Source organism: Pseudomonas sp. 3MA1 (genome assembly GCF_029237275.1).
GTDB lineage: Bacteria > Pseudomonadota > Gammaproteobacteria > Pseudomonadales > Pseudomonadaceae > Aquipseudomonas > Aquipseudomonas fluorescens_AP.
The window spans coordinates 143,335-168,147 of sequence record NZ_JAACFX010000008.1; the positions used below are offsets into that span (position 1 = coordinate 143,335).

21 protein-coding genes are annotated in these 24,813 nt (G+C 64.7%); 11 read left to right on the forward strand and 10 right to left on the reverse strand.

Annotated elements, in window-relative coordinates; translation table 11 throughout:
* Nucleotides 1-274 precede the first annotated feature (274 nt).
* Together GWQ44_RS21360 and GWQ44_RS21365 are read left to right on the forward strand one after the other, a co-directional pair.
* Nucleotides 275-3,484 (forward strand): discoidin domain-containing protein, encoded by a 3,210-nt coding sequence (locus tag GWQ44_RS21360; RefSeq protein ID WP_275928230.1) that lies wholly within the window; start codon nucleotides 275-277, stop codon nucleotides 3,482-3,484.
* A gap of 178 nt (nucleotides 3,485-3,662) precedes the next feature.
* A complete protein-coding gene (locus tag GWQ44_RS21365) occupies nucleotides 3,663-4,718 on the forward strand; it encodes an alpha/beta fold hydrolase (RefSeq protein ID WP_275928231.1) in 1,056 nt (351 codons plus the stop codon).
* Here the strand turns inward: GWQ44_RS21365 and yedA are convergent, their stop codons facing one another.
* The gene (yedA, locus tag GWQ44_RS21370) at nucleotides 4,719-5,627 is read right to left on the reverse strand and encodes a drug/metabolite exporter YedA (RefSeq protein ID WP_275928232.1); all 909 of its coding nucleotides are present in this window, start codon (nucleotides 5,625-5,627) and stop codon (nucleotides 4,719-4,721) included.
* A 160-nt stretch (nucleotides 5,628-5,787) separates the two neighbouring features.
* On the opposite strand from yedA, the gene GWQ44_RS21375 reads away from it, so the two are divergent.
* Nucleotides 5,788-6,240: an Lrp/AsnC family transcriptional regulator gene (locus tag GWQ44_RS21375; protein WP_016963834.1), complete on the forward strand. Its 453-nt coding sequence runs from the start codon at nucleotides 5,788-5,790 to the stop codon at nucleotides 6,238-6,240.
* Between the two features lie 14 nt (nucleotides 6,241-6,254).
* On the opposite strand, the gene GWQ44_RS21380 is transcribed toward GWQ44_RS21375, so the two are convergent.
* From GWQ44_RS21380 to GWQ44_RS21390, 3 genes are all read right to left on the reverse strand, one after another.
* Entirely contained in the window at nucleotides 6,255-6,866 is a 612-nt protein-coding gene (locus tag GWQ44_RS21380; protein ID WP_016963833.1) for a 3'-5' exonuclease, read from the reverse strand.
* A 27-nt stretch (nucleotides 6,867-6,893) separates the two neighbouring features.
* Nucleotides 6,894-7,373 carry an NYN domain-containing protein gene (locus tag GWQ44_RS21385; RefSeq protein WP_016963832.1) on the reverse strand — a complete coding sequence of 160 codons (480 nt, stop codon included), beginning with the start codon at nucleotides 7,371-7,373 and terminating at the stop codon, nucleotides 6,894-6,896.
* 139 nt (nucleotides 7,374-7,512) lie between these two features.
* Nucleotides 7,513-8,283 (reverse strand): DUF2076 domain-containing protein, encoded by a 771-nt coding sequence (locus GWQ44_RS21390; protein WP_016963831.1) that lies wholly within the window; start codon nucleotides 8,281-8,283, stop codon nucleotides 7,513-7,515.
* 180 nt (nucleotides 8,284-8,463) lie between these two features.
* Here GWQ44_RS21390 and GWQ44_RS21395 point away from each other — a divergent pair, with 180 nt between their 5' ends.
* Both GWQ44_RS21395 and GWQ44_RS21400 read left to right on the forward strand, forming a co-directional pair.
* Nucleotides 8,464-9,126, forward strand: a complete 663-nt coding sequence (locus GWQ44_RS21395; protein WP_016963830.1) for a YciC family protein — start codon at nucleotides 8,464-8,466, stop codon at nucleotides 9,124-9,126.
* Between the two features lie 87 nt (nucleotides 9,127-9,213).
* Nucleotides 9,214-10,290, forward strand: coding sequence for an endonuclease/exonuclease/phosphatase family protein (locus GWQ44_RS21400; protein WP_275928233.1), 1,077 nt, complete (start codon nucleotides 9,214-9,216; stop codon nucleotides 10,288-10,290).
* Between the two features lie 13 nt (nucleotides 10,291-10,303).
* Here the strand turns inward: GWQ44_RS21400 and hrpB are convergent, their stop codons facing one another.
* Nucleotides 10,304-12,823, reverse strand: coding sequence for an ATP-dependent helicase HrpB (gene hrpB / locus GWQ44_RS21405; RefSeq protein ID WP_275928234.1), 2,520 nt, complete (start codon nucleotides 12,821-12,823; stop codon nucleotides 10,304-10,306).
* Nucleotides 12,824-12,953: 130 nt separating this feature from the next.
* Between hrpB and GWQ44_RS21410 the strand changes: the two genes are divergently transcribed.
* Complete coding sequence (locus tag GWQ44_RS21410; protein WP_047306214.1) at nucleotides 12,954-13,373, forward strand: hypothetical protein; 420 nt, start codon at nucleotides 12,954-12,956, stop codon at nucleotides 13,371-13,373.
* Between the two features lie 27 nt (nucleotides 13,374-13,400).
* On the forward strand, nucleotides 13,401-14,297 hold the full coding sequence (locus tag GWQ44_RS21415) for a cation diffusion facilitator family transporter (RefSeq protein WP_016963827.1): 897 nt from the start codon (nucleotides 13,401-13,403) through the stop codon (nucleotides 14,295-14,297).
* Here the strand turns inward: GWQ44_RS21415 and GWQ44_RS21420 are convergent.
* Nucleotides 14,291-15,385, reverse strand: coding sequence for a DUF6515 family protein (locus GWQ44_RS21420; RefSeq protein ID WP_275928235.1), 1,095 nt, complete (start codon nucleotides 15,383-15,385; stop codon nucleotides 14,291-14,293). The two genes, GWQ44_RS21415 and GWQ44_RS21420, sit on opposite strands and share 7 nt — an antisense overlap.
* 413 nt (nucleotides 15,386-15,798) lie before the next feature.
* On the opposite strand from GWQ44_RS21420, the gene GWQ44_RS21425 reads away from it, so the two are divergent.
* Nucleotides 15,799-16,278, forward strand: coding sequence for an Lrp/AsnC family transcriptional regulator (locus GWQ44_RS21425; RefSeq protein WP_016963825.1), 480 nt, complete (start codon nucleotides 15,799-15,801; stop codon nucleotides 16,276-16,278).
* Between the two features lie 185 nt (nucleotides 16,279-16,463).
* Nucleotides 16,464-16,673 carry a DUF2788 domain-containing protein gene (locus GWQ44_RS21430; protein WP_003228500.1) on the forward strand — a complete coding sequence of 70 codons (210 nt, stop codon included), beginning with the start codon at nucleotides 16,464-16,466 and terminating at the stop codon, nucleotides 16,671-16,673.
* Here the strand turns inward: GWQ44_RS21430 and GWQ44_RS21435 are convergent.
* The 4 genes from GWQ44_RS21435 to GWQ44_RS21450 all read right to left on the reverse strand — a co-directional run bounded on the left by GWQ44_RS21435 (nucleotide 16,668) and on the right by GWQ44_RS21450 (nucleotide 23,064).
* Complete coding sequence (locus GWQ44_RS21435) at nucleotides 16,668-17,234, reverse strand: pseudouridine synthase (protein WP_199009787.1); 567 nt, start codon at nucleotides 17,232-17,234, stop codon at nucleotides 16,668-16,670. The two genes, GWQ44_RS21430 and GWQ44_RS21435, sit on opposite strands and share 6 nt — an antisense overlap.
* 146 nt (nucleotides 17,235-17,380) lie before the next feature.
* Entirely contained in the window at nucleotides 17,381-18,853 is a 1,473-nt protein-coding gene (gene amn, locus GWQ44_RS21440; RefSeq protein ID WP_161799194.1) for an AMP nucleosidase, read from the reverse strand.
* A 116-nt stretch (nucleotides 18,854-18,969) separates the two neighbouring features.
* Nucleotides 18,970-20,622 (reverse strand): acyl-CoA dehydrogenase family protein, encoded by a 1,653-nt coding sequence (locus GWQ44_RS21445; protein WP_275928236.1) that lies wholly within the window; start codon nucleotides 20,620-20,622, stop codon nucleotides 18,970-18,972.
* 75 nt (nucleotides 20,623-20,697) lie between these two features.
* A complete protein-coding gene (locus GWQ44_RS21450) occupies nucleotides 20,698-23,064 on the reverse strand; it encodes a 7TM diverse intracellular signaling domain-containing protein (RefSeq protein ID WP_275928237.1) in 2,367 nt (788 codons plus the stop codon).
* A gap of 292 nt (nucleotides 23,065-23,356) precedes the next feature.
* On the opposite strand from GWQ44_RS21450, the gene GWQ44_RS21455 reads away from it, so the two are divergent.
* Nucleotides 23,357-24,154: a hydroxymethylpyrimidine/phosphomethylpyrimidine kinase gene (locus tag GWQ44_RS21455; protein WP_042941299.1), complete on the forward strand. Its 798-nt coding sequence runs from the start codon at nucleotides 23,357-23,359 to the stop codon at nucleotides 24,152-24,154.
* Between the two features lie 18 nt (nucleotides 24,155-24,172).
* Complete coding sequence (gene thiE, locus GWQ44_RS21460; protein ID WP_016965753.1) at nucleotides 24,173-24,796, forward strand: thiamine phosphate synthase; 624 nt, start codon at nucleotides 24,173-24,175, stop codon at nucleotides 24,794-24,796.
* Nucleotides 24,797-24,813 lie beyond the last annotated feature (17 nt).

The window sequence follows — 24,813 nt, forward strand, 5'->3', positions numbered from 1 at the left end:
CGATGGCCGCTGCCTGCATGACCTCGCCCCCCTCACTGTGGCAGCGCACCCATGCCGTGGTGTGCCGGCCTGGACGCTCCGCCCTGCCCGCTCCGGCGATCCAGCCGGGCGCCTAGGACCGGTACGAAAAGCCCCCTGTTCGATGTACGCCCCGAGCGCCCCTGCCTATGATGCCCTCCGCCGGCAAAACTCCTTATCCACCTCCTCAGCGCGGACGCTTTAGCGGTCCTGTTCGCCAGGTATCGCACCGCGCTGAGACTACCCAGGAATAGTTATGTCGAGCTTCAGATTGACCGCCTTGTCCCGCGCGACCCGCCTTTGGGGCGCCAGCCTGGGCGCTGCCCTGCTCTTGCCGCTTGGCGGCATGGCGCAGGCCGATGTCGGCCAGCACAGCCCCGATTCCGCTCTCGGCGCGACGGTGATCCAGGGTCACTTCATCAACCTGCAGTTGCCCGGTGCCAGGGCGATGCCATTCGGCGCCGCCGAAACCGGCACCGAGCAGTTGCAACAGGTCACCGGGATGCGCATCCGCAACCTGATCGGGCAACAGGACGATACCTTCAAGGACCTGCGGGTCATGACCGGCCAGCTGGAGGGCCGCGCCCGGACCCTGAGCGCCCCCGGAGAGATGACCCTCGCCGCGCGCCCCGACGGCAGCTTCATCGCCCTGTTGCCGGACGCCAATGCCATCATTCGCGGCGACGCCAACGGCCAGCAGTCGCTGATCCACTTCGACGCCGGAGCCGCCTTTGCCCCATCGAGCGTCGACTACCTCACCGATGACGGCAGCGAAACCCCAGCCCTGAAGGAGTCGCAGAGCGGCCTGCGCAGTTTCCAGGTCAACCGCAACGTCCAGGGCGAAACCGTGATCGACCTGCTGGCCGGGTTCTCCCAGGCCGCCGCCGACTATATCGGTGACCACGAAGCCTACGCCCTGGTCCAGGTGGCCTCGGTCAACCGCGCCTTGCAACAGTCCAAGGTCCAGGGCGTGCGCCTGCGCCTGGTGGGCACCCAGGTGGTGCCCCAGGATGCGGCCATCACCGGCACCAACCTGGGCCAGGTCAGCAAGGTCTTCGCCGAAGGCATGCGTCGCTACAGCCCCGATGTGGTGGCCAGTTTCGTCATGGGCACTCCCGGCCAGGACACCGCCGTAGGGTGGGGCTACATCAACGGCCGCTACACCATCAACTCCATCAAGTCGGCCACGGTCTTCCGTCATGAACTGGGCCACAACATCGGCGGCAACCACTGTTCCGATGGCAAGAGCTACCGCTTCGGCTACGACAACGGCCGGGGCGGCACCATCCTCTGCGGCAACCATGTGGGCTATTTCTCCAACCCGGACGTCAAGGACAGCCGGGGCGTGCCACTGGGCCACGCGGACACCGCCAACATGGCCCGGGTCTGGCGGGAAAACGCGGCGCGGATGTCGGCCTACAGCCCTTCCGTGGTCCCGCTCGAACAGGAGCAAAGCACCTCGATCCTCAACCAGAAAGTCAGCCTGGCCAGCGGCCAGACGCGCTACTTCCCGGTGGATGTCCCCGAAGGCACCCGGCGCCTGGTGTTCACCGTGGTAGACGGCGAACTCACCGAGAAGGCCGGCCAGATCCAGTTGCTGCTCAAGCGCGGTGCCCAGCCCAGCGGCTCAAGCTACGACTACCGCTCGGCACGCAGCCACAACGTGTCGCTGGGGGTGAACGACCCGCAGCCGGGGCGCTGGTACCTGGCGATCAACACCGACAACCGGGCCACCCAGGATCAGGTGCTTGAAGGCCACGCCTACGGTCTGACCCAGGACACGGCCCAGGGCCGCTACCTGAAGTTCGTCGCCACCTCCGCGGTGGACGGCAAGGACAACGCCAGCGTCGCCGAACTGCTGCTGGTGGATGCCAAGGGCAAGGCCCTGCCGCGCAATAGCTGGAAGGTCATGTCCACCAGCAGCGCGGTGCCTGGCGCAGCGGTGGGCAACCACGCCATCGACGGCAACCCCAACTCCTACTGGAGCACGGCGCCGGGGGCGCGCTACCCCCATGAAATACTGATCGACCTGGGGGCCGACAGCCGCTTCTCGCAACTGCACTACCTGCCGCGCCAGGACGCCGGCCTGAGCGGCAACATCAAGGGCTATAAGGTCTATGGCAGCAGCAGTGCGAACGGCGCCTGGACCCTGCTGGCCGACGGCGAATTCAGCGCCGACAACGACATCAAGGCCGCGTCCCTCAAGCCGGTGAATGCCGGTGAACCTCCGGTGGCGGTGATCAGCGGCAAGACCGAAGCCAACGCCGGGGACAAGATCGTCCTCGATGCCTCGGCCTCCAGCGATCCCCAGGGCAATGCCCTGAGCTTCGCCTGGGAAGCCTCGCCGCGCCTGGACTTCGACTACGACGGCGCGCGCATCAGCTTCACCGCGCCCGAGCTGCAGGAAGACACCCGCTACCGTTTCACCCTGATCCTGAGCAACGGCAAGCAGAGCAGCACCCGGACCCACGAGGTGCTGATCAAGGGCAAGGCCGCCGATGCCAGCTGCAAACCGGAATGGACGCTCAGAGGCACTTACGTCGGCAACGATGTGGTGCAGTGGAAAGGTCGTCAGTACCAGGCTCGCTGGTGGACCTCCGGCGCCGAGCCGGGCCTGGCCAGCACCACCGGCGCGGACGGCGCCGGCAAGGTCTGGCGTGACCTGGGCCCGTGCCAGAGCGAGGGCGAGAAACCGGTCGAGCCACCGGTGGAAGAGGTCAAACCGCCGGTGGCGGTGATCGGCGGCGCGAGCGAGGCCAAGCCCGGAGAAACCGTGTACCTCAACGCCACAGGCTCCAGCGACCCGGCAGGCCTGAAGCTCAGCTACAGCTGGAGCATCAGCCCCAGCGTCGCCTTTGACGCCGCCGGCACCCTGATGAAGTTCGTCGCCCCGAAGGCCGAGCAGGATGTCATCTACAACGTCAGCCTGACGGTGAACAACGGCAAGCACAGCGCCACCCGCACCCATCAGGTCAAGGTCCTGGCCGAGAAGCCGGCGCCGGTCAAGCCGCCGCTGGCGAGCATCGCCGGCGCCAGTCAGGCCAAGGGCGGTGAAACAGTGACCCTGGACGCCGCCGGTTCCAGCGACCCGGCCGGCCTGGCGCTGAGCTACCAATGGACAGTGACGCCCAGCGTCGCCTTCCAGGCCTCGGGTTCGAAACTGACCTTTGTCGCGCCCAAGAGCGACAAGGACATCAGCTACCGCTTCACCCTGAACCTGGGCAACGGCAGCCATACGGTCAGCCGCGACCATAGCGTGACCGTGCTGGCCGACAGCGTGGAGTCGCCAGCCGGTTGCCTGGGCGCCTGGAGCCGCCAAGGCACCTACCTGGCCAACGACAAGGTCAGCCATAACGGCCGTTACTACATCGCCCGCTGGTGGACCAAAGGCAACGAGCCGACTGCCGCCACCGTCGGCGGCGAAGGCAGCGGCAAGGTCTGGCGCGACGCCGGCGCCTGTAACTGATGCCTGAGGCGTGACCGCTTGCTCCGCAATCCGGTCACCCTTTCCCGGCCACTTCAGGTAAAAGGATGGACGGCGACTGCCATCAGTCGTCGTCCACCCTCTGCCGCTGAACGCCATCGATTCCTCCAAGGCGCGCCCCCACTGGCAGAACACCGATGCTTTGCCACTGGAGATCTGAATGCGCAAATTTGCCCTGTCCGCATGGATGCTAGCGGGCCTTTGCCTGCACCTGCCCCTGGTGCATGCCGCCGAACTCATCGGCTTTCGTGAAGTGACGCTGGCCGACGCCAATCAGCAGCGCCCCCTGCATGTCGCCCTCTGGTACCCCACCACGGCCACCGCCCCCCTCCTGCCATCGGCTGAAAACCCGATTTTCCAGGGTGTAGCCACCATCAAGGATGCCGCCCCTAGCGGCTCTGCCCATCCGCTGGTGGTGCTGTCCCACGGCTACCGCGGCAACTGGCGCAATCTCAGCTGGCTGGTATCGAGCCTGGTGGACCAAGGCTATATCGTCGCGGCTCCCGACCATCCGGGCACCACCACATTCGACCAGCGCCCTGCAGAAGCGGCGAAGCTCTGGGAACGCCCGCGCGACCTGAGCCGGGTCATCGACAAGCTCACCCTCGATAACACCCTGGCCGGCCCGGTCGACCCGCAGCGCATCGCCGCCATCGGCCACTCCCTGGGCGGCTGGACGGTCACCGCGCTGGCCGGTGCCCGCTACAGCCCGCAACGTTACCTGGAGGAATGCCGGCTGCATCCCAATCCGCGCCTTTGTCACATAGCGCCGGAACTGGGAATCACCGCGCACAATCAAGGCCCGCTGAGCGCCGATCTGCGGGACCCGCGAGTCAAGGCCGTCGTTGCGCTGGACCTGGGGTTCGCCCGTGGCTTTACCCCCGAGAGTTTGTCGACGCTGCACACACCGGTCCTGGTCCTGGGGGCCGGAGTGAACATCGCGGACATGCCCGTGGAGGAAGAGTCGGGCTATCTGAACGCCCATCTGGCGTCCCCGCCTTCGCGCTATGAGGTCCTGGCCAATGCCAGCCACTTCAGCTTCATGCAAGTCTGCAAGCCAGGCGCCGTGGCCCTGCTCAAGGAAGAGGCACCTGGGGACGAGATTATTTGCCGCGATGGCGATGCCGGTGATCGCCAGGACATCCACCGGCAGGTGGCAAGGCTGATCAGCGACTTTCTGGATCAGAAGCTTGCCGGCCAACCACCGGCAGGCTGATCAGACAATCTCTTGCTGAGGAGCGACTTTCGGCTTGCGCCACTGGGGCAGGCCGATCAGCACCACCGCGCTGATGATCACCAGCATGGCCAGGGCCTCTTCGATGCCGATGGTTTCACCGACAAAGACGATCCCCAGCAGCACCGCCACCGCCGGATTGACGTAGGCATAGCTGGTGGCCGCGGCCGGCCGCACGTGCTTGAGCAGGTACATGTAGGCGTTGAAGGCGATGATCGAACCGAAGCCGGCCAGATAGGCCAGGGCCAGCCAGCCTTCCAGGGGCGGCATGGCGTCCAGGTGCTCGCCGCTCAAGACGCTGCCGATCATCAGCACCACGCCACCGACGAGCATTTCCGCGGCGCTGGCCATGGCCCCCTGGGGCAGCGGCAGGTGCCTGCTCCACACCGAACCGAAGGCCCAGGCCGCCGCGGCGAACAGCAGCAAGGCGGCGCCCAGCGGACTCGATTGCAGGTTGGAACCCAGGTTGAGCATGCCGATGCCGATCATCCCGAGGATGATCCCGGCCCACTCCAGACGGGTGTTGCGTGCCCCCCAGAAATAGCCGCAGAGCAAAGTGAACAAAGGCACGGTGGCCACCGCCAGGGCCGCCACTCCAGAGGTCACCCCGGAATGTTCGGCCAGCGTCACCGCGCCGTTGCCGCAACTGAGCAGCAACACGCCGATGATCCCGGCGGCCTTCCATTGCGCCCAGGTCGGTGCCGGCACTCCGCGCCAGCGCAGGAAGGCGTACATCAGGCTGCCGGCGATGATGAAACGCACACCGCCGAGCATCAGCGGCGGCCAGTACTCGACGCCAATGCGGATCACCAGGTAGGTCGACCCCCAGATCACGTACAAGGCGAAAAAAGCGCTGATCAACGGCAAGGAAAAACGGCTTTGGCCGGGCATGGGAGGCAACTCGGAGCAGGCAGGGGGAGCACTATTCTAGAAAGGCCACCGGGGGAACTTAAGTTACAAAACCTGTTTATAACGGCAGTACACTTTCCAAAGCATGGAGTTCTGCGCTAAATACCGTGCTTTCGAAAGCCGGGCCAATGAGGAGCCTTCCATGGACAAATACGACCGCCTACTCCTGGCCAGCCTGCTGGAAAACGGCCGGGCGAGTTACGCCGAGCTGGCGCGCAAGGTCAACCTCTCGGCGCCGGCGGTGGCCGAGCGCGTGGCCAAGCTGGAGGCCAGCGGCGTGATCACCGGCTACCAGGCCAAGGTCGACATGGCCAAGGTCGGGCTGCCGATCCAGTGCGTGATCGAACTGCGCCTGGCCCAGCACGGCAACCAGAAGAACTACGACGAGCTGATCAAGATCCCCCAGCTCACCGAATGCCATCGGGTGACCGGCGATCCCTGCGTGATCATGCAGGCTGCCGTCGGCTCGATGCCGGAGCTGGAGGAGCTGATCAATCGCGTGGCCCAGTTCGGTTTCAGCAAGACCTCCATCGTGCTGTCCAGCGCCATTGAACGGCGTGTCCCTCTGGGGCAACTGGAAAACAACGGCAAGTGAGCCGCAGCTCCCACTCAGAAACCGCGCTGGCGCTTGAGGTGCTCGGGAATCTTGGCAGCCGGGACCTTCTGCAACTTGCAGAGGAAGTCGTGGGACAGTTCACGCACGCCATGCTTGTGGCGTAGCTCACCTGCCAGGTGCGCCACCAGGTTGGCGGCCATTTCCGCATCGGCCATGGCCCGGTGCGCCTGGCCGGTGTGGGGCAAGCCGGCGAATGTGGTCAGGGTGCCCAGCTTGTGGTTCGGCGCCGCCGGCATCAGCCGCCGGGCCAGCAGCAGGGAACAGGCAAAGTTCTGCAAACGGGTGCGCTTGATCCGCCCCAGCTCGAAATCCCAGAACTTCTGGTCGAACGCCGCGTTATGCGCCAGCAACGGCGTGGTGCCGACGAACTCGTTGACCTCGTTCATCACCTGCTCCGCTGGCGGCGCGCTGCGCAGCATGGCGTTGCTGATGCCGGTCAGCTGTTCGATAAAGCCCGGCACCCGCACCCCGGCATTCATCAGGCTCTGGTAACGCTCGACGATGCGCCCCTGTTCAAGGATCACCACGGCGATTTCCGTGGCCCGGCAACTGCTGCTCGGGGAGATCCCGGTGGTTTCAAAGTCGATGACGGCAATACGTTCCAAACCTGTGCAGCTCCGTATAAAAATTGATCAGCTCTTGAGCAGCAAGGCGCCTTCGATCGGCACATAGCGCGTGGCGGCGCGAATCAGCGAATTGGCGGTCAGGCCCGGCACGCCGTAAGCCACCGCGCTGACTCCGTGCTTGTGGATGATGCGTTCGAGCAGCAGGTCGAAGTCACCGTCGCCTGAGGCCAGCACCACTTCGTCGACCTGGGCGGCGGCGTCCATGATGTCGATGGTGATGCCCACGTCCCAGTCGCCCTTGGCCGAGCCGTCGCTGCGCTGGATGTAGGGTTTGAGTTTTACCGTGAAGCCCAGGTTGCGCAGGATCTGCTGAAACTGCTGCTGCTTGCTGTCACCGCGATCGATGGCATAGGCATAGGCTTGGACGATCTGCCCCTGCTTGCTGATATCCGCCCACAGCGCGGCGTAGTTGAAGTGACAACCATAGGCCTGGCGAACGGTGTAGTAGAGGTTCTGGACATCGGCGAACACAGCGATTTTTTTCACCGCTAATCCTCATGGCGCAGCAGCGCAGGGGCTGGAACGGGGCTCAAGACCCGAAAAAAGTCGCCCAGTATGCCAGCCACAAGGAATGTTCCGCGAATAATCGGTCCGGGGCAGGCACCTGCCCCGGACCGACGGTGGGTCAGACGAAGGAATCGTCGTCGGAGAAGAACGAGCTGTCGTCGCTGTCGTAGTCGGCGTTGCTGAAACCGCCCTGGTCGTTGTTGCCCCAGGAATCGTTGTTGGCCAGCCGCTGATCGTCATTGCCCCAGCCGCTGTTGTCGCTGGCCGGGGCCGGTTCTTCCTTGATGACTTCGACAATTTCCTGGGGTTGCTGATTGCTGTGGAACAGGCTGCTGATGCCCTGCGCCAGCATCACCCCGCCGGCCACGCCGGCCGCGGTTTTCAGGGCGCCACCCAGGAAGCCGCTACCAGCCGCGGCCGGGGCCGCCGGTGGTGGCGCATAGTTCTGCTGCGGGGCGCCAAAGTTCTGCTGGGCAGGGGCGCCAAAGGAAGAACGCGACGGCTCACGCCAGCCGCCGCCGGAGGCTGGCGCCACGCTCGGGGCCGGCGCGGGAGCCGGCTGCGGCTCGCGGGAGCCACCGAAGATGCTCGACAGGAAACCGCCGCTCGCCGCCGGAGCCGGCGCGGCCGCCTGGGACCGGGCCTGTTGCAGTTCGGCCTGCAATTGCTGCACTTGCTGGGTCAGTTGCTTGTTCTGCTGGTCGAGGCTTTTCAGGGCAGCCTCCTGCACCAGGATCGCCTGGGTCATGAAATACCCGGCCGCAGGCTGGCGGGTCAGATGCTCCTTGATCCGCGCCTCGGCCTGGGCATCACGCGGGGCTGAATCCGTTTCGGCTTGCTGCAACCGTGAAAACAGTCCATCGATCAGGGTTTGCTCTTCGCTGTTCATGGCGACCTCTTTAGATTGCCGGTAAAAATCTGGTCCGTGCCCCCACAGGGCAGCGGTACGCACCAGTTATGGGGCTGAGGCGACGACTTTCAATGGTCTTTACTCAAGGTTTACGTTTGCTCCCGGGGGGCCTGCTTCGGTTAAAGTGTCCAACCGCTTGGTCAACTGCGATCCCCATCAATGACTCCGTTAGATGTTCTGCGCGACTCGTTCTATTTTTTCCAGCGCAACTTCGGCCGCATCGCCCAGCTGTGCCTGCCTCTGGTGATTTTGGAGGCGCTGCTGCAGCAGGGCGTGAGCAGCGCCCTGGGCGAGAATGCCTTCCCTGGCTCCAGCGTGGTGGTGGGCCTCTTGCTGTATCCGCTGTACACCGGCGCGCTGATCCTGTTTCTCGATGCCCGCACCCGGGGGCTGTCGCCACGCAACCGCGACCTGTGGGCCATGGCCCTGAGCCTGTGGCCGCGCTTCGCCCTGCTGACCGCAGTCAGCACGCTGCTGATTCTGCTCGGGCTGTCGCTGTATTTCCTGCCGGGGCTGTGGCTGATGGTGGTGCTGGCCTTCGCCGAATACCTGCTGGTGCTCAAGGGCCTCGCGCCCCTGGCGGCGATCAAGGAAAGCCTGCGCCTGAGCCGCGGGCATTTCCTGCGCATCCTGTTGTGCATCATGGCGGTCATGGCGCCGTTGTGGCTGCTCAAGGGGGCGAGCGAGGCCGCCTATCCCGAACCGCACAACCCGATCCTGACCCTGGCCCTGGACAGTGCCTACAGCTTCTTGCAGCTGTTCACCAGCGTGGTGCTGTTCCGCCTGTTCATGCTGATCAGCGAGCAAGCGGACAAGCGCTGATCCAGCTTGCGGCCGCTCTACCGCTTGGGTGACGGCCGCGCACTCGGTTATGCTCCGGCCCATCCTGCAACGCCATAAGCCGAGCCGATGACCCGTCTACTGCGCATCACCCTGTTGAGCCTGCTACTGATCGGCCTGGTGCTGGCCAGCCTGATCTACAGCCTGACCTGGCGCCCACAGCCCAAGGAAACCCTCGCGGTCAGTTGCAGCGCCCAGGCCGCTCCGCTGGTGCCGGGCCAGGCGCTCAAGGTGATGACCTGGAACCTGCAATACCTGGCCGGCAAGCGCTACGTGTTCTGGAACGACCAGGCCCGGGGCGAGGATGAACGCCCGACCCTGGAAGACATGGCCTTCAGCCTCGACGAGGTGGCCCGGGTGATCCGCGACGAACAGCCGGACCTGGTGCTGTTGCAGGAAGTGGACAACGGCGCCAAGGCCAGCGCCTATCAGGATCAGCTGAAACTGCTGCAGGAGCGGGTCACCGATCTCTATCCCTGCAGCACCCAGACTTACGACTGGAAGGCCGATTTCGTACCCTCCCCACATATCTTCGGCAGCGTCGGCCGGCAACTGGCGACCCTCAGCCGCTACCGCATCGAACACGCCGAGCGCCTGCAACTGCCGGTTGCCCCACAGTCGCTCATCAGCCGGCAGTTCCAGCCCAAGGACGCCCTGCTCCTGAGCTCCCTGCCCCTGAGCGACGGCGGCCAACTGGCGGTGCTCAATACCCATCTGGAGCGTGCGCAGCAAGCCGACGACACACACCAGAAGCAAGTGACGGCCATTGCCAAGGTGCTGGACAAACTGGAGAGCCGCGGCACGCCCTGGCTGATTGGCGGCGACTTCAACCTGCTGCCCCTGGGCCAGTACCAACGCCTGAGCGACGCACAGCGCGCGCCCTACAACGTCGACAGTCCGCTGCACCTGCTGTGGGACAAGTACCCGATGATCCCCAGCAACACCCAGGCCAGCGGCGTCGACCGGGCGCGGTGGCTGACCCACTACCCCAACGACCCGAGCCTCGACGGCCCGGATCGCACGGTGGACTACCTGTTCTACAGCCCGCGCTTGAAACGGGTCGAATCCCGGGTGCGCCAGGACGATACCCTGCGCATCTCCGATCACTTGCCGGTGCTGGCCCGCTTCCTGCTGCCGGCCCAGTGAGCCACGCGGCTGGCTATTTGCGCGGTTTGACCCGGGCCGTCGCCTCGGCGATCAGCGGGTCATCCGGCCAGTAGTGCTTGGGATAGCGCCCCTTGAGGTCCTTCTTGACCTCGGCGTAGGTGCTGCGCCAGAAGTTGGCCAGGTCCTGGGTGACCTGCACCGGACGCCGCGCCGGCGACAACAGGTGCAACTTGACCGCCTGGCGCCCCCCGGCGATCCGCGGGGTGTCCGACAGACCGAACAGCTCCTGCAGGCGCACGGCCAGGATCGGCGGCTGCTCGCTGTAGTCCAGGCGGATCGAAGACCCCGAAGGCACCGTCAGGTGGTGCGGAGCGAGTTCGTCCAGGCGCTGGGGCAGCGGCCAGGGCAGCAGGTTGTGAACGATGCTGGCCAGCTCCAGGTTGGCAAAATGACTGAGGCGCGACACCTTGCCCAGGAAGGGTTGCAGCCATTGCTCCAGGCCTGCGAGCAAGGCGCCATCGCTGACATCCGGCCATTGGCTCTGGCCCTTGTCCGCCAGATCCAGTTGCCGCAACAACATCACCCGGGCCTGCCACTGGCGCAGTTCCGGGGTCCAGGGCAACAGCTCCAGTCCCTTGCGCCGCACCAGATGGACCAGGGCCCGGCAACGGGCCGACTCGTCCAGGCCGCTGAGGGGCTCGCGGCTGAGTACCAGTTCACCGACCTTGCGTTGGCGCTCGGCGCGCAGGACGCCTTCGCGTTCATCCCAATCCAGCTGGTCGACGTTGCGCACCTGCTCCGCCAGCACGCCATCGAACAGCGCCGGATCGAAATCCGCCGCCAGGTAAATGCGCTCCTCACGCTGGCCCTGACGACTGCCCAGGTCGGCGATCACCAGCCAGGGCTGCTTCATCAGGTTGTCGGTTTCGCTGAACAGCGCCGCGCGGCCGTTGGCCAGCCGATACTCGGCGCCACCGGGACGCCGCTGCTGGGCCACGCGGTCGGGATAGGCCAGGGCCAGCAAGGCCCCGAGCCAGCGCGGATGCTCAGGATCGGCGACGGCCGCCTCGGGCTGCCCACGCAGGTAGCCACGGTACTGCCGCGACAGCTGCCGTGCTCGCTGTACCCCGCCCTGGGCTCCGCGGGCCGCCCGCTCCTCTCCCGAAAGCAGCACCAGGCGACTGTGCAGATCGGCCCCGGCACCCCGCAGAATGTCCCGCTCCCCCAACAGCGCCGCGACGTCACAGGCCATCTGCGCCAGCCCCAGGGACTGGCCGCGCAACAACAAGTGGGCAATGCGCGGATGGGCCGGCAACTCGGCCATGGCCTGGCCGTGGCGGGTCAATGTGCCGTCGTCGTTGAGCGCTCCCAGGCGCTGCAACAGGTCTTGAGCCTGTGCATAAGCGGCGCTGGGCGGTGCATCCAGCCAAGCCAGCTGGTTCGGTGCCACGCCCCAGCGCGCCAATTGCAGGGCCAGGCCGGCCAGGTCGGCCTGGAGAATCTCCGCGCTGGCATAGGCGGCCAATTGCTCCTGTTGATCGGCGGACCACAAGCGATAACACACCCCAGGTTCCAGGCGCCCGGCCCGACCGGCGCGCTGAATGGCGCTGGCGCGAGAGATGCGCTGGGTGTCGAGACGGGTCATGCCGCTGCCGGGGTCGAAGCGCGGGACCCGGGCCAGTCCGGCGTCCACCACCACCCGTACACCGTTGATGGTCAGGCTGGTTTCGGCAATGTTGGTGGCCAGCACCACTTTGCGCTGGCCCGCCGGGGCCGGGTCGATGGCGGCGCGCTGGGCCGCCAGGTCCAGCTCGCCGTGCAACGGGCACAGCAGGATATCGCCGCGTTGCCCCAGGGCATCGGCCAGTTGCTGATGGACCCGACGGATCTCCGCCTGCCCGGGGAGAAACACCAGCAGGCTGCCGCTTTCATCATGGAGGGCTTCCAGAACCGTCTGCACCACTCGCGGCTCGATGAACTCGCCGGGCTGGAACGGGCGGCCCCAGCGCTGGGTCACCGGGAACATGCGTCCTTCGCTGCGCAGGATCGGCGCATCGCCCAGCAGCGTGGACAGCCGCTCGCCCTCCAGGGTCGCCGACATCAACAGGATCTTCAGCGGCTGCTGATCACGGAACAGCTCGCGGCCATTGAGGCTCAGGGCCAGGGCCAGATCGGCATCCAGGCTGCGCTCGTGGAATTCGTCGAAGATCAGCAGCCCCACCCCTTCCAGGGCCGGATCGTCCTGCAGGCGGCGGGTGAGAATGCCTTCGGTGACCACTTCGATGCGGGTGCGCGGGCCGACCTTGCTGTCCAGGCGGATGCGGTAGCCCACGGTTTCCCCGACTTTTTCCCCCAGTTCACTGGCCAGGCGCTCGGCGGCGGCACGGGCCGCCAGGCGCCGGGGTTCGAGCATGAGGATGGTCTGTCCGGCCAGCCAGTCCTGGTCCAGGAGCGCCAGGGGCACGCGGGTGGTCTTGCCGGCCCCGGGCGGGGCTTCGAGCACCGCTTCGTGGCGCGCCGCCAAGGCCTCGCGCAGTGCAGGCAAAACTTCATCAATTGGCAAAGAATTCATGCTGGCTCCCAAACAGAGGCGCGAGTATAACGGCGAACTGCCTGGGGTTAATCATGGTCTGAGTGCTGATCGACAAGACTCAACACCCCGCTCCATCCTTCTTTGCTTTCGTGCTTGCTAGGAGATTTCCATGCGTATTCCCCACCGTGTCATTGGCGGCGTCCTGATCACCACCCTGCTGACCCAACTGACTGCCTGCGGTTCGATCTTCTTCCCCGACCGGCGTGGCCAGATCGACGGCAAGATCGATCCGGTGGTCGTGGTCCTGGATGCCGTTGGCCTGCTGTTCTATGTGATCCCGGGGCTGATCGCCTTTGGCGTCGACTTCGCCACCGGGGCGATCTACCTGGAGCCGGGCAAGACCGCGCAGATTGCCCCGGAAAAACTCCAGCAGGCCATTGGCGCCGACGGTAAAGTCGACAACCGTAAACTGCAGGCCATTCTGGAAAGCGAACTGGGGGGCCATTTCCCCCTCGATGACCCGCGCCTGATCCAGCACAAGGGCAGCGTGCAGCAACTGGCCCTGTACGGCCTCCAGCCCGCCGCCTGAGCCCACGACCCAAGGAACCCGCCGTCGATGATTGGCAACCCGGAACATGCTCGCCTCCTGCGCCTGGCCACCCGCGCCTCGGTCACCGTCGCCGGCATCCTGATTGTGACCAAGGCGATCGCCTGGTGGCTCAGCGGCTCGGTGAGCATGCTGGCGGGGCTGACCGACTCGGTGCTCGACGGCTTCACCTCGCTGCTCAATCTGTTGGCGGTGCATTACGCCCTGCGCCCGGCCGATGATGATCACCGCTACGGCCACGGCAAGGCCGAGTCCCTGGCGGGCATGGCCCAGGCGCTGTTCATCGCCGGCAGTGCGGTGCTGATTGCCTTTCAGGCGTTCGAGCGCCTGCAGCACCCGGAACCGGTGGGCGCGCCCTGGCTGAGCATCGGGGTGATCGGGCTCTCACTGGTGCTGACCGTGGCGCTGCTGATCCTGCAGCATCGGGTGATCCGTGAAACCGGCTCCAACGCGGTTCGGGCCGATTCCCTGCACTACCGCTCCGACCTGCTGCTCAATGGCAGCATCCTCCTGGCCCTGGTACTGGCGGCCTTCGGCTGGCATCAGGTGGATGCCTGGTTCGGCCTGGGGATCGCCGTCTACATTCTCTGGAGCGCGATCCAGATCGCCCGGGAAAGCTTCTCGGTGCTGATGGACGAGGAGCTGCCCGCCGATGTCAGCCAGCACATGCTGGAGCTGGCCTGCGGTGTGCCGGGGGTGCTCGGTGCCCATGACTTGCGCACGCGGATTTCCGGCAGCCACTGGTTCGTCCAACTGCATCTGGAACTGCCCGGCGACCTGAGCCTGTCGGTGGCCCACGCCATCAGCGATCAGGCCGCCGACGCGATCCACCAGGCCTATCCCCGGGCCGAAGTGCTGGTACACGCCGATCCACAGGAAGTGGTCGAGGCCGCCAGGGCTCAGTAAGTGACCTGATACCCCCGTGAGCTCAGGCAGTTGCCCTGGGCCTGGCGGTAGGCCTGCACCACTTGCGGGGCGGGCTGATAGGTGGCGCTGGCCGGATCGAAGCCGCTCTGCTGCACCGCCCAGCGATAGCAGTCGTAGCGATCCTGATCGATCTGCTGCGGCGACTGGCCGTTGACCGGGTAAGCCAGAACGTCATAGCCATTGCCAGCCTGCTGTTGATCCGGCGGCGGCGCGCCCACGGGCGGTTCGACCACGACATACTGCTGGGTGTCCGCTTCGTAGCTGTAGTAGGCCCCGGCGGCAAGAAAGAACAGCGCGCTGCCGATCCAGATTTCCCGCGCGTAATCGGGCAGGTAACCCACTCGAATGCCATAGGGTGGATGCACCACCACATAGCGTGAGCCCTGTGGGCGATACCAGTAGCCCCCCGAGAAAAAGTAATCCTGGCCACGGTACGGCACCCGGTAATTGCGCTCGGGGAAACGGTCGATCACGTAGCCCGGGCGGTACTGCGGTCCCGGGCCCCAACCGTTGCCATGTCCATCGGGACGCCCTGGCCAGCGATGATCATTGGGGCGGCCATAATCCGGGCGCGAACCCGGCCCGCCGGCTTGCCAGTGCTGGTTGTAGTCGTTGCGCCGGGGAATGTCCTGGTAGTAGCCACGCTGGGGCTCCTGGGTCTGGCGCACGGTGTCGGGCCGCCCCTGGATCGGCAGGCTGGGCGCTGCCTGCGGCTGTTGTTGCGGCGCCGGTGCAGGCCGGCTTTGCGGGTTGGGATCATGCTGGGGGCGGTTCTGCCACTGCCCGCCCGGGTTCTGTCCATTGTGTTCGAACTGACGGCTGTTCTCGCCACGAATGATTTCATTCTGCGGCCGCGGCTGCGGAGCAGGTTGCGCGCGTTCCGCCGGGCTCTCCGGACGGCCCTGATTGCCTTCCCCACGGCCTTGCGGGGGATGCTCGTGCTGCCCGCCGGAAGGCGCTCCCTGCTGGGGCGGCCGTCTATCGTCTCGCTCATCGGCGAGCACTTGCGCGCTGACGCTCACGCACAACACACCAACACCTGCCAAACGCCAGATGCGCGACTTCATGCTATTCCTCACTGCGGATTGGGGCCTGTAGATAAGACTGAAAAAGCCCAGGGCGGTTCTGCTAGAGATTATCAGTCACGAGACTTATTTCGCAGGCAATAAAAAAGGGCGGCCCGTCGGCCACCCTTTGAGATTTTGTCCGTGCTCGGCGCTTTTGACGCCGGCTCACCTCACTCCGTCTTCTGGACAGGGTGTAGCCCGGGGGCCGGCTCAACCCTGTGGGATTGGCGGCCGCGGCAGGCCTGATTCGGCGGGCCGCAGTGGACTCTATGTCCGGGCAGTGATTCTGGTGATAAGAATAGGCCTGGGCCGACGGCAGAGGATTGCGAAGATTGCTTGCAAAAACACCTCTTGCGCAATTTTTAACCCTAGATAGATAATTCAACGCAATACTTATGACAAAGGCCTGATTGATGAGCAAACTCGACCGCTATGACCTGAGTATTTTGGCGGAATTGCAACGCGACGCCCGCATCTCCAACCAGGAACTGGCCGAGCGCATCGGTCTGTCACCCTCGCCCTGTTCGCGCCGGGTCAAGCAATTGGAGGACGACGGCTACATTTCCCGCCAGGTCGCCTTGCTGGACCGCAAGATGCTCGGCTTGAGCCTCACCGCCTACGTGCTGATCGGCATGGACCGGCACACTCCGGAACGCTTCGAGAATTTCGAAGCGGCGATCCGCAGCCTGCCTCAGGTACTGGAATGCAGCCTGGTGACCGGAGTCGATGCCGACTACCAGCTCAAGGTCGTGGTGCCGGACATGGACCATTACCAGAAACTCCTGCTCGGTCACCTGACCCGCATCGACGGCGTCACCAGCGTGCGTTCCAGCTTCGTGCTCAACCAGGTACTCAACAGCACCGAGCTGCCCCTGACCCACCTGCGCAATTGACAGGCCATCTGTCGCAGCCGGCAGGCCGACGAAGAGCTTGCTGAGGCCAGTGCCGGTACGCCTGCGCCTAAAGCCAGGCCGGCCTGACGCTGTGGCGACATAACGCATGCAGATCAATGCTCGGCCGGCGAGCGTTGGCGTATACTCGCCCGGCATTTTTACCCTGCCTGCATTGGAGATGATCGATGGACCCAGCCGTATTCGAAGAATGGATGATGACCGGTCTGGTCAGCATCCTGATCATATTCATGGGTTTCATCGTCTGGGACCTGGCCAAGAAGTCCAAGGCCGGGCGCTTCGGCTCCTTTATCCTGTTCTTCGTGCTGGGCCTGGGCGTGGCCGCCTTCATCATCAAGAGCGTGGTGATCGGCCTGATCGAATCCGGGGCCTTATAAGCGCGCCGCGACTTCTTTCCACTGGCCCTGATCCAGGCCATCCAGGGTCCAGTCGCCAATCCTGACCCTTACCAGGCGCAAGGTTGGCAGGCCCACCGCCGCCGTCATGCGCCGTACCTGACGATTACGCCCCTCGCGAATCACCAGCTCCAGCCAACTGGTGGGCACACTCTTGCGAAAACGCACCGGCGGGTTGCGCGGCCACAGCTGCGGCTCATCCAACTGCCGCGCCTCGGCTGGCAGGGTCATGCCATCGTTGAGTTCCACGCCATCACGCAGCCGCTGCAACTGCTCGGCACTGGGCTGGCCCTCGACCTGCACCCAGTACGTCTTGGCCAGCTTGTGCTTGGGATCGGCAATGCGCGCCTGCAATTGCCCGTCATTGGTCAACAGCAGCAGCCCTTCGCTGTCGCGATCCAGACGCCCGGCCGGGTAGACCCCGGGAATCGCGATGAAGTCCTTGAGCGTCGCCCGGCCTTCGCCATCACTGAACTGGGTCAGGACATCGAAAGGCTTGTTGAACAGGATCAGCTTCGGCTCGGCCGGCGGCGCCTTGGCCACGCGCTTGCTGGAAGAAGGAGAAAACGGCTTGGCGCCAGGACGGCGGGAGGCGGGACGAGGTGCACGGGACATGGCAGCGGGAACATTCAGCGATCAGGACCGACAATGCTAGTGGCCTGATCGCCAAATGACCATGGATTAAACGCTTAGCGGAAAGGCGGCTCGTCGAAGCTGCGCAGTTTGCGCGAGTGCAGGGAGTTGAGTTCGCTGCGCATCAGGTCCACGGCTTCGATCCCGATCTTCAAGTGCTGGCTGACCGCCCGCTCATAGAAGGCATTGGCCGCACCGGGCAACTTGATCTCGCTGTGCAGGGGTTTGTCCGAAACGCACAGCAACGTGCCGTAAGGCACCCGCAGGCGATAACCCTGGGCCGCGATGGTGCCGCTTTCCATGTCCACCGCCACCGCCCGGGACAGGTTGATGAACGGCCGTTCCTCGGCCCAGCGCAGCTCCCAGTTGCGATCGTCGTAGGTCAGCACGGTGCCGGTGCGCAGGCGCTTCTTCAATTGCTCGCCCTTCTCCCCGGTGACATTGGCCGCCGCCTGTTGCAGCGCCAGCTGGACTTCGGCCAGGGCCGGGATCGGGATGTTCGGCGGCACCACGCGGTCGAGAATCCCGTCACGCCGCATGTAGGCGTGAGCCAGTACGTAGTCGCCGATCGTCTGCGACTGCCGCAGGCCGCCGCAGTGGCCAATCATCAGCCAGCAGTGGGGACGCAGCACCGCCAGGTGGTCGGTGATGTTCTTGGCATTGGACGGGCCAACGCCGATATTCACCAGGGTCACGCCGTGGCCATCGCTGGCCTGCAGGTGATAGGCCGGCATCTGATAGCGGTGCCAGACCACACCGGCGGCGATCGCCGAGGCCTCGCCGTGGTCCATGCCCTTGTCGATGATCACGTTGCCCGGCAGGACCATGCGCACGAAACGCGGATCGCTGCGCAGCTGCTCCAGGCCATGGACGATGAACTGGTCGACATAGCGGTGGTAGTTGGTCAGCAGGATCCACGGCTGCACATGGCGCCAGTCGCTGCCGGTGTAGTGCACCAGGCGTCGCAGGGAGAAATCCACTCGCGCGGCGTCGAACAGCGCCAGGGGCAGTGGATGGGTGTTTTCCCAGTCGTAGAGGCCGTCGGCGATACCGTCGGTGGCAGCGGACAGGTCGGTGCTGGGGAAGACCCGGGCCAGGGCCGCCGCGGTTACGCCGGAGCCGGCCAGTTCGTCGCCCTGCTCCACCACGTAGGGATAAGGAATGTTCTGCTCGCTGACACCCACTTCCACCGTGACGGTGAAGTCGTGCATCAAGGGCACCAGTTGTTCGAGCAAGTAGTTACGGAAGGCCGCGGGATGAGTGACGGTGACGCTGTAGGTGCCCGGCAGTTGCACCTTGGCATAGGCCCGGGTGGTCTGTGGGACTTCGCCGTGGCAGTGGTAGGTCAGGCGCAGTTCGGGGTAGCGGAACAGCGCACGCTGCTCGGCATCCGGCTCGACCCGATCCTTGAGGTAACGCTTGAGCGCCTGACTCAGGGCGGTGGTGGCCCGCTCATGCAATGCAGCAAGCCGATCCACGGCTTGCTCGGCGGTTTGAACGACAATAAAAGCTTCGGTCACGGTAAGCATCCTGTGTTCTGATCTTGCAGGCGTTCATCTTGCCTGCAACACCGTCCCACGGGAACAGCGGAGTTGCAGGAGCCGGCTTGCCGGTCTCTTCCCCGGCAAGCCGGCTCCCGCACGGGTCAGAAACCTTGAGGCGTGGAGCGGGCAACAATCGCGGCCACGTCCAACCCACGGGGCAAGGTTCCATAGACACGCCCGCCCTGGCCGCCCAGGCGGCTGGCCATAAAGGCTTCGCTGACCACCTCATTGCCCGCCTCCAGTAGCAGCTTGGCCTGCAGGCCCAGGGCAATGTCCTCGGTCAGTTGCCGGGCGCGATACTGAATGTCGGCGGTGTCCTTGAAGCTGTCCTTGAGTGCCACGATGTGCGCCGCCAGACGCCGGTCGCCATGCCCGTCCCCCAGCTCGGCAAACAGGGCATCCAGCACGCCCGGCTCTTTCGACAGGGCCCGCAGTACATCCAGGCACTGCACGTTGCCGGAACCTTCCCAGGTCGAATTCACCGGCGCTTCACGGTACAGCCGCGGCAGGATGCTGTCCTCAACATAACCGGCACCGCCCATGCACTCGGCGGCCTCGTTGATCATCGCGGGGGCCCGTTTGCAGATCCAGTACTTGCCCACTGCCGTCACCAACCGGGAGAACTTCGCCTCCTGGGCATCGTCCTGATGGTCCAGGGCTCGCCCCATGCGCAGGCTCAGGGCCAGGGCCGCCTCGCTTTCCAGGGCCAGGTCGGCCAGTACGTTCTGCATCAGCGGCTGCTCGCTGAGCAGGCGCCCGCCCACCCGGCGATGGGCGCAATGATGGCTGGCCTGGGTCAGGGCCTGGCGCATCAGCGAACTGGAACCGACCATGCAGTCGAAGCGGGTCATGGCCACCATCTCGATGATGGTGGGCACCCCGCGCCCCTCCTCGCCGATCATCCAGGCCAGCGCGCCGCGAAACTCCACTTCGCTGGAGGCATTGGACTGGTTGCCGAGCTTGTTCTTCAGGCGCTGGATATAGAACTGATTGCGGCTGTCATCCGGGCGATGACGGGGCAGGAGGAAGCAGGTCAGGCCCTTGTCGGTCTGGGCCAGGGTCAGGAAGGCATCGCACATCGGCGCCGAGCAGAACCACTTGTGCCCCACCAGTTCATAGGCCTGCCCCGGCCCGGGAGCGCCCACCGGATAGGCCCGGGTGGTGTTGGCGCGGACATCGGTGCCGCCCTGCTTCTCGGTCATGGCCATGCCGATGGTGAGCCCGGCCTTGTGCTGCATGCTTACGTTGCGCGGGTCGTACTCGGTGGTGAGGATCTTCGGCAGCCACAGCTGGGCAATGTCCGGCTGCAGTTTCAGGGCCGGCACGCAGGCGAACGTCATGGTCAGCGGGCACCCGCTGCCGGCTTCGGCCTGACTGTGCAGATAGGTCATGGCGGCACGCGCCACATGGGCGCCTGCTTGCGGATGGGTCCAGGGCAGAGAGGTCAGCCCCCCCTCGATGGCCGCCTGCATCAACTGGTGGTAAGCCGGGTGAAATTCCACCAGATCGATTCGATGCCCGAAGCGGTCGTGACTGGCAAACACCGGCTTGTTCTGATTGGCCAGGAACCCCGCCTCCATCAAGGGCCCACCCGCCAGTGCGCCATAGGCATCGACCCGGGATTCGGCCCAACCGGCATCGAAACGCTGCATCCATTGCTGCAACGGCAAATCGATTCGATAGAGGTTGGCGCCGTCCAGAGCGGGCGGCTGGTTGGTGACTTCGTGGGTTTCAGCGAACTGGTGGAGGTTCATTGCCGGGCTCCTTCAGGGTGTGCCAAGGCCCCAAGTTAAGCACCGGCCCCACCCTGAACAAAGTGGCATACGCGCCTAAATATCGGCGCTTTCGCCTTGTTCCACCGCGAGCACGCGCTTGGACAACAGCAGTTGCAAGGCTTCGAATTTCACTGGTTTGCCCAGACACTCGGCTCCCGCTGTGGCCGCACACCCTTCGGTGCCGGGAACACAGGCCAACAGGATAGGCAACTGGGCATAACCGGGCAGCGCCTGAGCCTGCAGGCGAAACGCGCCCAACTGCGCCGCGCTGATCTGGCCATCGATCAGCACCGCGCTGACCGGCTCGCGCCCCAGCAGTTGCAGGGCATCGGTTGGGTTGCCAACCGTGCGGACCCGGTAACCGAGCTTGAGCAACATGCCTCGCAGCACCAGTTGATCGACGTCATCATCGTCGATCAGCAGCACGGTGCAGTCCTGGGGTGTCCGCCGCTGATGGGTTGCGGGCAACCGGGCCATCGGTTCCTGAAGCTCAAACTCCACCTGCAAACGGAAGCAACTGCCCTGCCCGGGCGTGGACTCGTGAGTCAGTTGCCCTCCCAGCAGTTCCACCAGCTGGCGGCAGATCGCCAGGCCGATGCCCAGTCCGCCATATTCGCGGGTCATGGAACCGTCGAGCTGGAAGAAGCGCTGATACAGCATCGCCTCGTCCAGGTTGACGAAACCTATGCCGCTGTCGATCACCTCGAAACTCAAGCTGACCCTTTCGACCGAGACGGCACGGGTTACCACCCGCAAGACCACCCCGCCGGAATGGGTGAACTTGACGGCGTTATCCAGCAGGCACTCCAGGCAATGGCTGAGCTTGCAGCGATCCCCCTGCAAGCGATCGGGCAATCCGGCACTCAGATCGACCTGGAAGGACAGGGACTTGGCCGCCGCACTGGCCGCGTACTGGGTTTGCAACGCGGTCAGCAGCGAACGCAGGCTGAAGGGCTGGCGCTGGGCGCTGAGCTTGCCGGCCTGCAGTTCGGTCAGCGTGAGGATGCCGTTGACCATGCGCATCATGTCCCGCGCCGAACCGGCGGCGGTCTGCTGGTACTGCGCAAGCTCCGGGTCCAGTTCCAGGGTCTGCATCAACTCCAGTGAACCGATGACACCGTTCATCGGCGTGCGCAGTTCATGGGTCAGGGTGGCCAGGAACTCATCCTTGAGCCGGTTGCTGTGGGCCAGTTGCTGGTTCAGCACCTCAAGCTTCTGCCCCGCCTCCAGCAGAGTCTGGGCCTGCTGCTCGCGCATCGCGTTGATCCGGTCGGCCAGGGCCAGGGACAGCAACGCCACCTCGATCGCCGAGCCGATCTGGCTGGCGTACATGGTCAGGAACACGTTGGGCAGGTAACCCAGCACCATCAAGGTGTTGATCACCCCGCCGAACAGAAAAGCCGACCAGGCAATGATGAAATAGCGCGCCACCCGTAACCCACGCCACCAGGCCACGATGCCCGCAACATAGATCACTACGGTGAACAGCAGCGCCAGGGTGGTGGCCAGGCGCAGGGCCAGGGCGTAACTGGTCATCAGCGACAGGGCCATGACCAGCGCACCAAAGCCCATCAGCGCCATCAATATGCGGTCAACCCAGGGACTGTGGCCGGCAGTCTGCAGGAAGCTGCGGGCGAACTGACTGCCGAACAGCCCCGCCGAACCGATGAAGAAGGGCGTCGCGGCATTGGCCCACCAGGGGCTGTTGGGCCAGAAGTACTCCACTGCCGCACCGTTGACCGACAACTGGTAAAGACCAAACGAGGCGATATAGACGATGTAGTAGAGGTAACTGGTGTCACGCACGCTGAGGTAGATGAACAGGTTGTACACCAGCATGCCCAGCAACACCCCGTAGATCAGCCCCAGCACGTAGAGGCGCACGGGCTGGGCTTCAAGGTAGGCGGTGTTGGACCACAGGCTTACCGGCGCCTGGATCGAGCCTTCGCTGGCCAGCCGCAGATAGATCGTCTTGTGTTCATGGGGAACGAAATTCAGGTTGAACAGGTAGTTGTTCTGGCGGATCTGCCGGCTGTCGAAGGGCAAGGCATCGCCGGTCCGCTCCGCCAGGCGATAGCCACCGCTTTCGTCGGGGAGGTACAGATCCAGGTGATCCAGGGGCGGATAGGCCAGTTCCAGCAGCCAGTTGCGCTGGGCCGTGGGATTGCCGGGGCGGTAATCGAGGTCGATCTTCAGCCAGAACGCCGAACGAGAATAACCGGCGTTGAGGGTGTCTTTATCGTGGGGCTTGAAGTGTTCGGCCAATGGCCCCGAGCTGACATCGGCAATGGTCGCTTCACCACCCGGGTCTTCAAGGACCTGCATCACTCGGCCTAAAGGAAGGCGTTGAGTGAACTCATCGAACTCGGCGGCACCCACCAGCATCGGCAAGCTCAACAGCAACAGCAGCAAATAGCGCATTAAAGCCCCAGCGTGGCTTGTCCGGTGATGTCAGGAAGTCCCCCCATTTCCCTTGAGCAGACGTATAACCGGCATGACCTGTTATTGGTTTGAATGCACTCTAGCATAGCCGCTGATGGCCAATGAACACCATTGTAAATTTTAGTCTAAAGGCTCTAGATCAAGCCTTTCAGCGCAATACCGCGAGCTAGAGCTGTTGCATCGGTCAGGACGTTCGAGCCCGATACAGCGACAATTTCCAGCAGACACCAGGCGCCGCGAAAAAAAGCGTTTGGTGGTAAGCTCGCCGCCCATGAATATCTACAGCTCTCGCCCCGTTGTCCTCTGTCTCTCCGGCCACGACCCCAGTGGTGGCGCCGGCTTGCAGGCAGATATCGAAGCCCTGCTGGCTCAGGGTTGTCACGCAGCTCCGGCTGTCACCGCCCTGACCGTGCAAGACACGGTCAATGTCAGCGACTTCCGCGTCCTGGATCGCGAGTGGGTATTGGCCCAGGCCAATGCCGTGCTCAACGACTCCACGGTCGCCGCAGTCAAGCTGGGCATGCTCGGTTCCCTGGAGATGGTCGACACCGTGGTCGAACTGCTCCAGGCGCACCCGCACCTGCCGCTGGTCTGCGACCCAGTGCTGCGCGCCGGCGGCGGCGGCCGACTGGGCAAGGATGAAGTCGGCTACGCCATGCGCGAGCGCCTGCTGCCCCTGGCCACCATTGCCACCCCCAACCTTCCCGAAGCTCGAATTCTTGCGGAACTGCCCGAGGGCAGCGCCGACCAATGCGCCGAAAAACTCCTGCCGTTCGTCAAGCACCTGCTGATCACGGGCGGCCATGGCGATGAACACGAAGTGCACAATCGCCTGTACAGCCGCGACGGCCTGCGTGAAACCTACACCTGCCAGCGTCTGCCGGGCAGCTATCACGGCTCCGGCTGCACCCTGGCCAGCGCCCTGGCCGGACGTCTGGCACAAGGCGAACACCTGGCCAGCGCGGTGAAGTCGGCCCTTGATTACACCTGGCGCACCCTGCGCGACGCTGAACAACTGGGTCGCGGCCAGTTTGTCCCGCGCCGCTTGCCGTTGGATTTCTGCTCGTAATGTCATGAGGCCCGCTCAATGAAACTACGTGGTCTGTACGCCATCACCGACAGTCAGCTGTTGGCCGGCAAGTTCCTGAAGTACGTGGAGGCGGCGCTGGAAGGCGGCGTCACCCTGTTGCAGTACCGCGATAAAAGCGATGACCAGGCCCGCCGCCTGCGGGAAGCCGAAACCCTGTTGACCCTGTGCGAGCGCTACAAGACCCGTTTGATCATCAACGATGACGCCGAACTGGCCGCGCGCATCGGCGCCGGCGTGCACCTGGGCCAGACCGATGGCCCACTGACGCCGGCCCGGGCCCTGCTGGGTCGCCAGGCGATTATCGGTTCCACCTGCCACGACCAATTGCCACTGGCCGAGCAGGCGGCGAAGGAAGGCGCCAGCTATGTCGCCTTCGGCCGCTTTTTCAATTCCACCACCAAACCCGGCGCGCCCACGGCCAGCCTGGAGTTGCTGGATCAGGCTCGGGCCAGCCTGCACCTGCCGATCTGCGTGATCGGCGGCATCACCCTGGATAACGCTGCGCCACTGGTGAACCACGGCGCCGACCTGCTGGCCGTGGTCCACGGCCTGTTCGGCGCCGATAGCGCCGACGAAGTGACCCGTCGCGCCCGCGCCTTCAATGCCCTATTCAACAGCTGATTTTTGAGAGCCCACTC

What these genes read in the sequence shown, in the direction of transcription:
- GWQ44_RS21360 (WP_275928230.1), top strand. Translation starts at nt 275, where the DNA reads ATGTCGAGCTTCAGATTGACCGCCTTGTCCCGCGCGACCCGCCTTTGG.
- GWQ44_RS21365 (WP_275928231.1), top strand. Translation starts at nt 3,663, where the DNA reads ATGCGCAAATTTGCCCTGTCCGCATGGATGCTAGCGGGCCTTTGCCTG.
- yedA (WP_275928232.1), bottom strand. Translation starts at nt 5,627, where the DNA reads ATGCCCGGCCAAAGCCGTTTTTCCTTGCCGTTGATCAGCGCTTTTTTC.
- GWQ44_RS21375 (WP_016963834.1), top strand. Translation starts at nt 5,788, where the DNA reads ATGGACAAATACGACCGCCTACTCCTGGCCAGCCTGCTGGAAAACGGC.
- GWQ44_RS21390 (WP_016963831.1), bottom strand. Translation starts at nt 8,283, where the DNA reads ATGAACAGCGAAGAGCAAACCCTGATCGATGGACTGTTTTCACGGTTG.
- GWQ44_RS21395 (WP_016963830.1), top strand. Translation starts at nt 8,464, where the DNA reads ATGACTCCGTTAGATGTTCTGCGCGACTCGTTCTATTTTTTCCAGCGC.
- GWQ44_RS21400 (WP_275928233.1), top strand. Translation starts at nt 9,214, where the DNA reads ATGACCCGTCTACTGCGCATCACCCTGTTGAGCCTGCTACTGATCGGC.
- hrpB (WP_275928234.1), bottom strand. Translation starts at nt 12,823, where the DNA reads ATGAATTCTTTGCCAATTGATGAAGTTTTGCCTGCACTGCGCGAGGCC.
- GWQ44_RS21410 (WP_047306214.1), top strand. Translation starts at nt 12,954, where the DNA reads ATGCGTATTCCCCACCGTGTCATTGGCGGCGTCCTGATCACCACCCTG.
- GWQ44_RS21415 (WP_016963827.1), top strand. Translation starts at nt 13,401, where the DNA reads ATGATTGGCAACCCGGAACATGCTCGCCTCCTGCGCCTGGCCACCCGC.
- GWQ44_RS21420 (WP_275928235.1), bottom strand. Translation starts at nt 15,385, where the DNA reads ATGAAGTCGCGCATCTGGCGTTTGGCAGGTGTTGGTGTGTTGTGCGTG.
- GWQ44_RS21425 (WP_016963825.1), top strand. Translation starts at nt 15,799, where the DNA reads ATGAGCAAACTCGACCGCTATGACCTGAGTATTTTGGCGGAATTGCAA.
- GWQ44_RS21430 (WP_003228500.1), top strand. Translation starts at nt 16,464, where the DNA reads ATGGACCCAGCCGTATTCGAAGAATGGATGATGACCGGTCTGGTCAGC.
- amn (WP_161799194.1), bottom strand. Translation starts at nt 18,853, where the DNA reads ATGCTTACCGTGACCGAAGCTTTTATTGTCGTTCAAACCGCCGAGCAA.
- GWQ44_RS21445 (WP_275928236.1), bottom strand. Translation starts at nt 20,622, where the DNA reads ATGAACCTCCACCAGTTCGCTGAAACCCACGAAGTCACCAACCAGCCG.
- GWQ44_RS21450 (WP_275928237.1), bottom strand. Translation starts at nt 23,064, where the DNA reads ATGCGCTATTTGCTGCTGTTGCTGTTGAGCTTGCCGATGCTGGTGGGT.
- GWQ44_RS21455 (WP_042941299.1), top strand. Translation starts at nt 23,357, where the DNA reads ATGAATATCTACAGCTCTCGCCCCGTTGTCCTCTGTCTCTCCGGCCAC.
- thiE (WP_016965753.1), top strand. Translation starts at nt 24,173, where the DNA reads ATGAAACTACGTGGTCTGTACGCCATCACCGACAGTCAGCTGTTGGCC.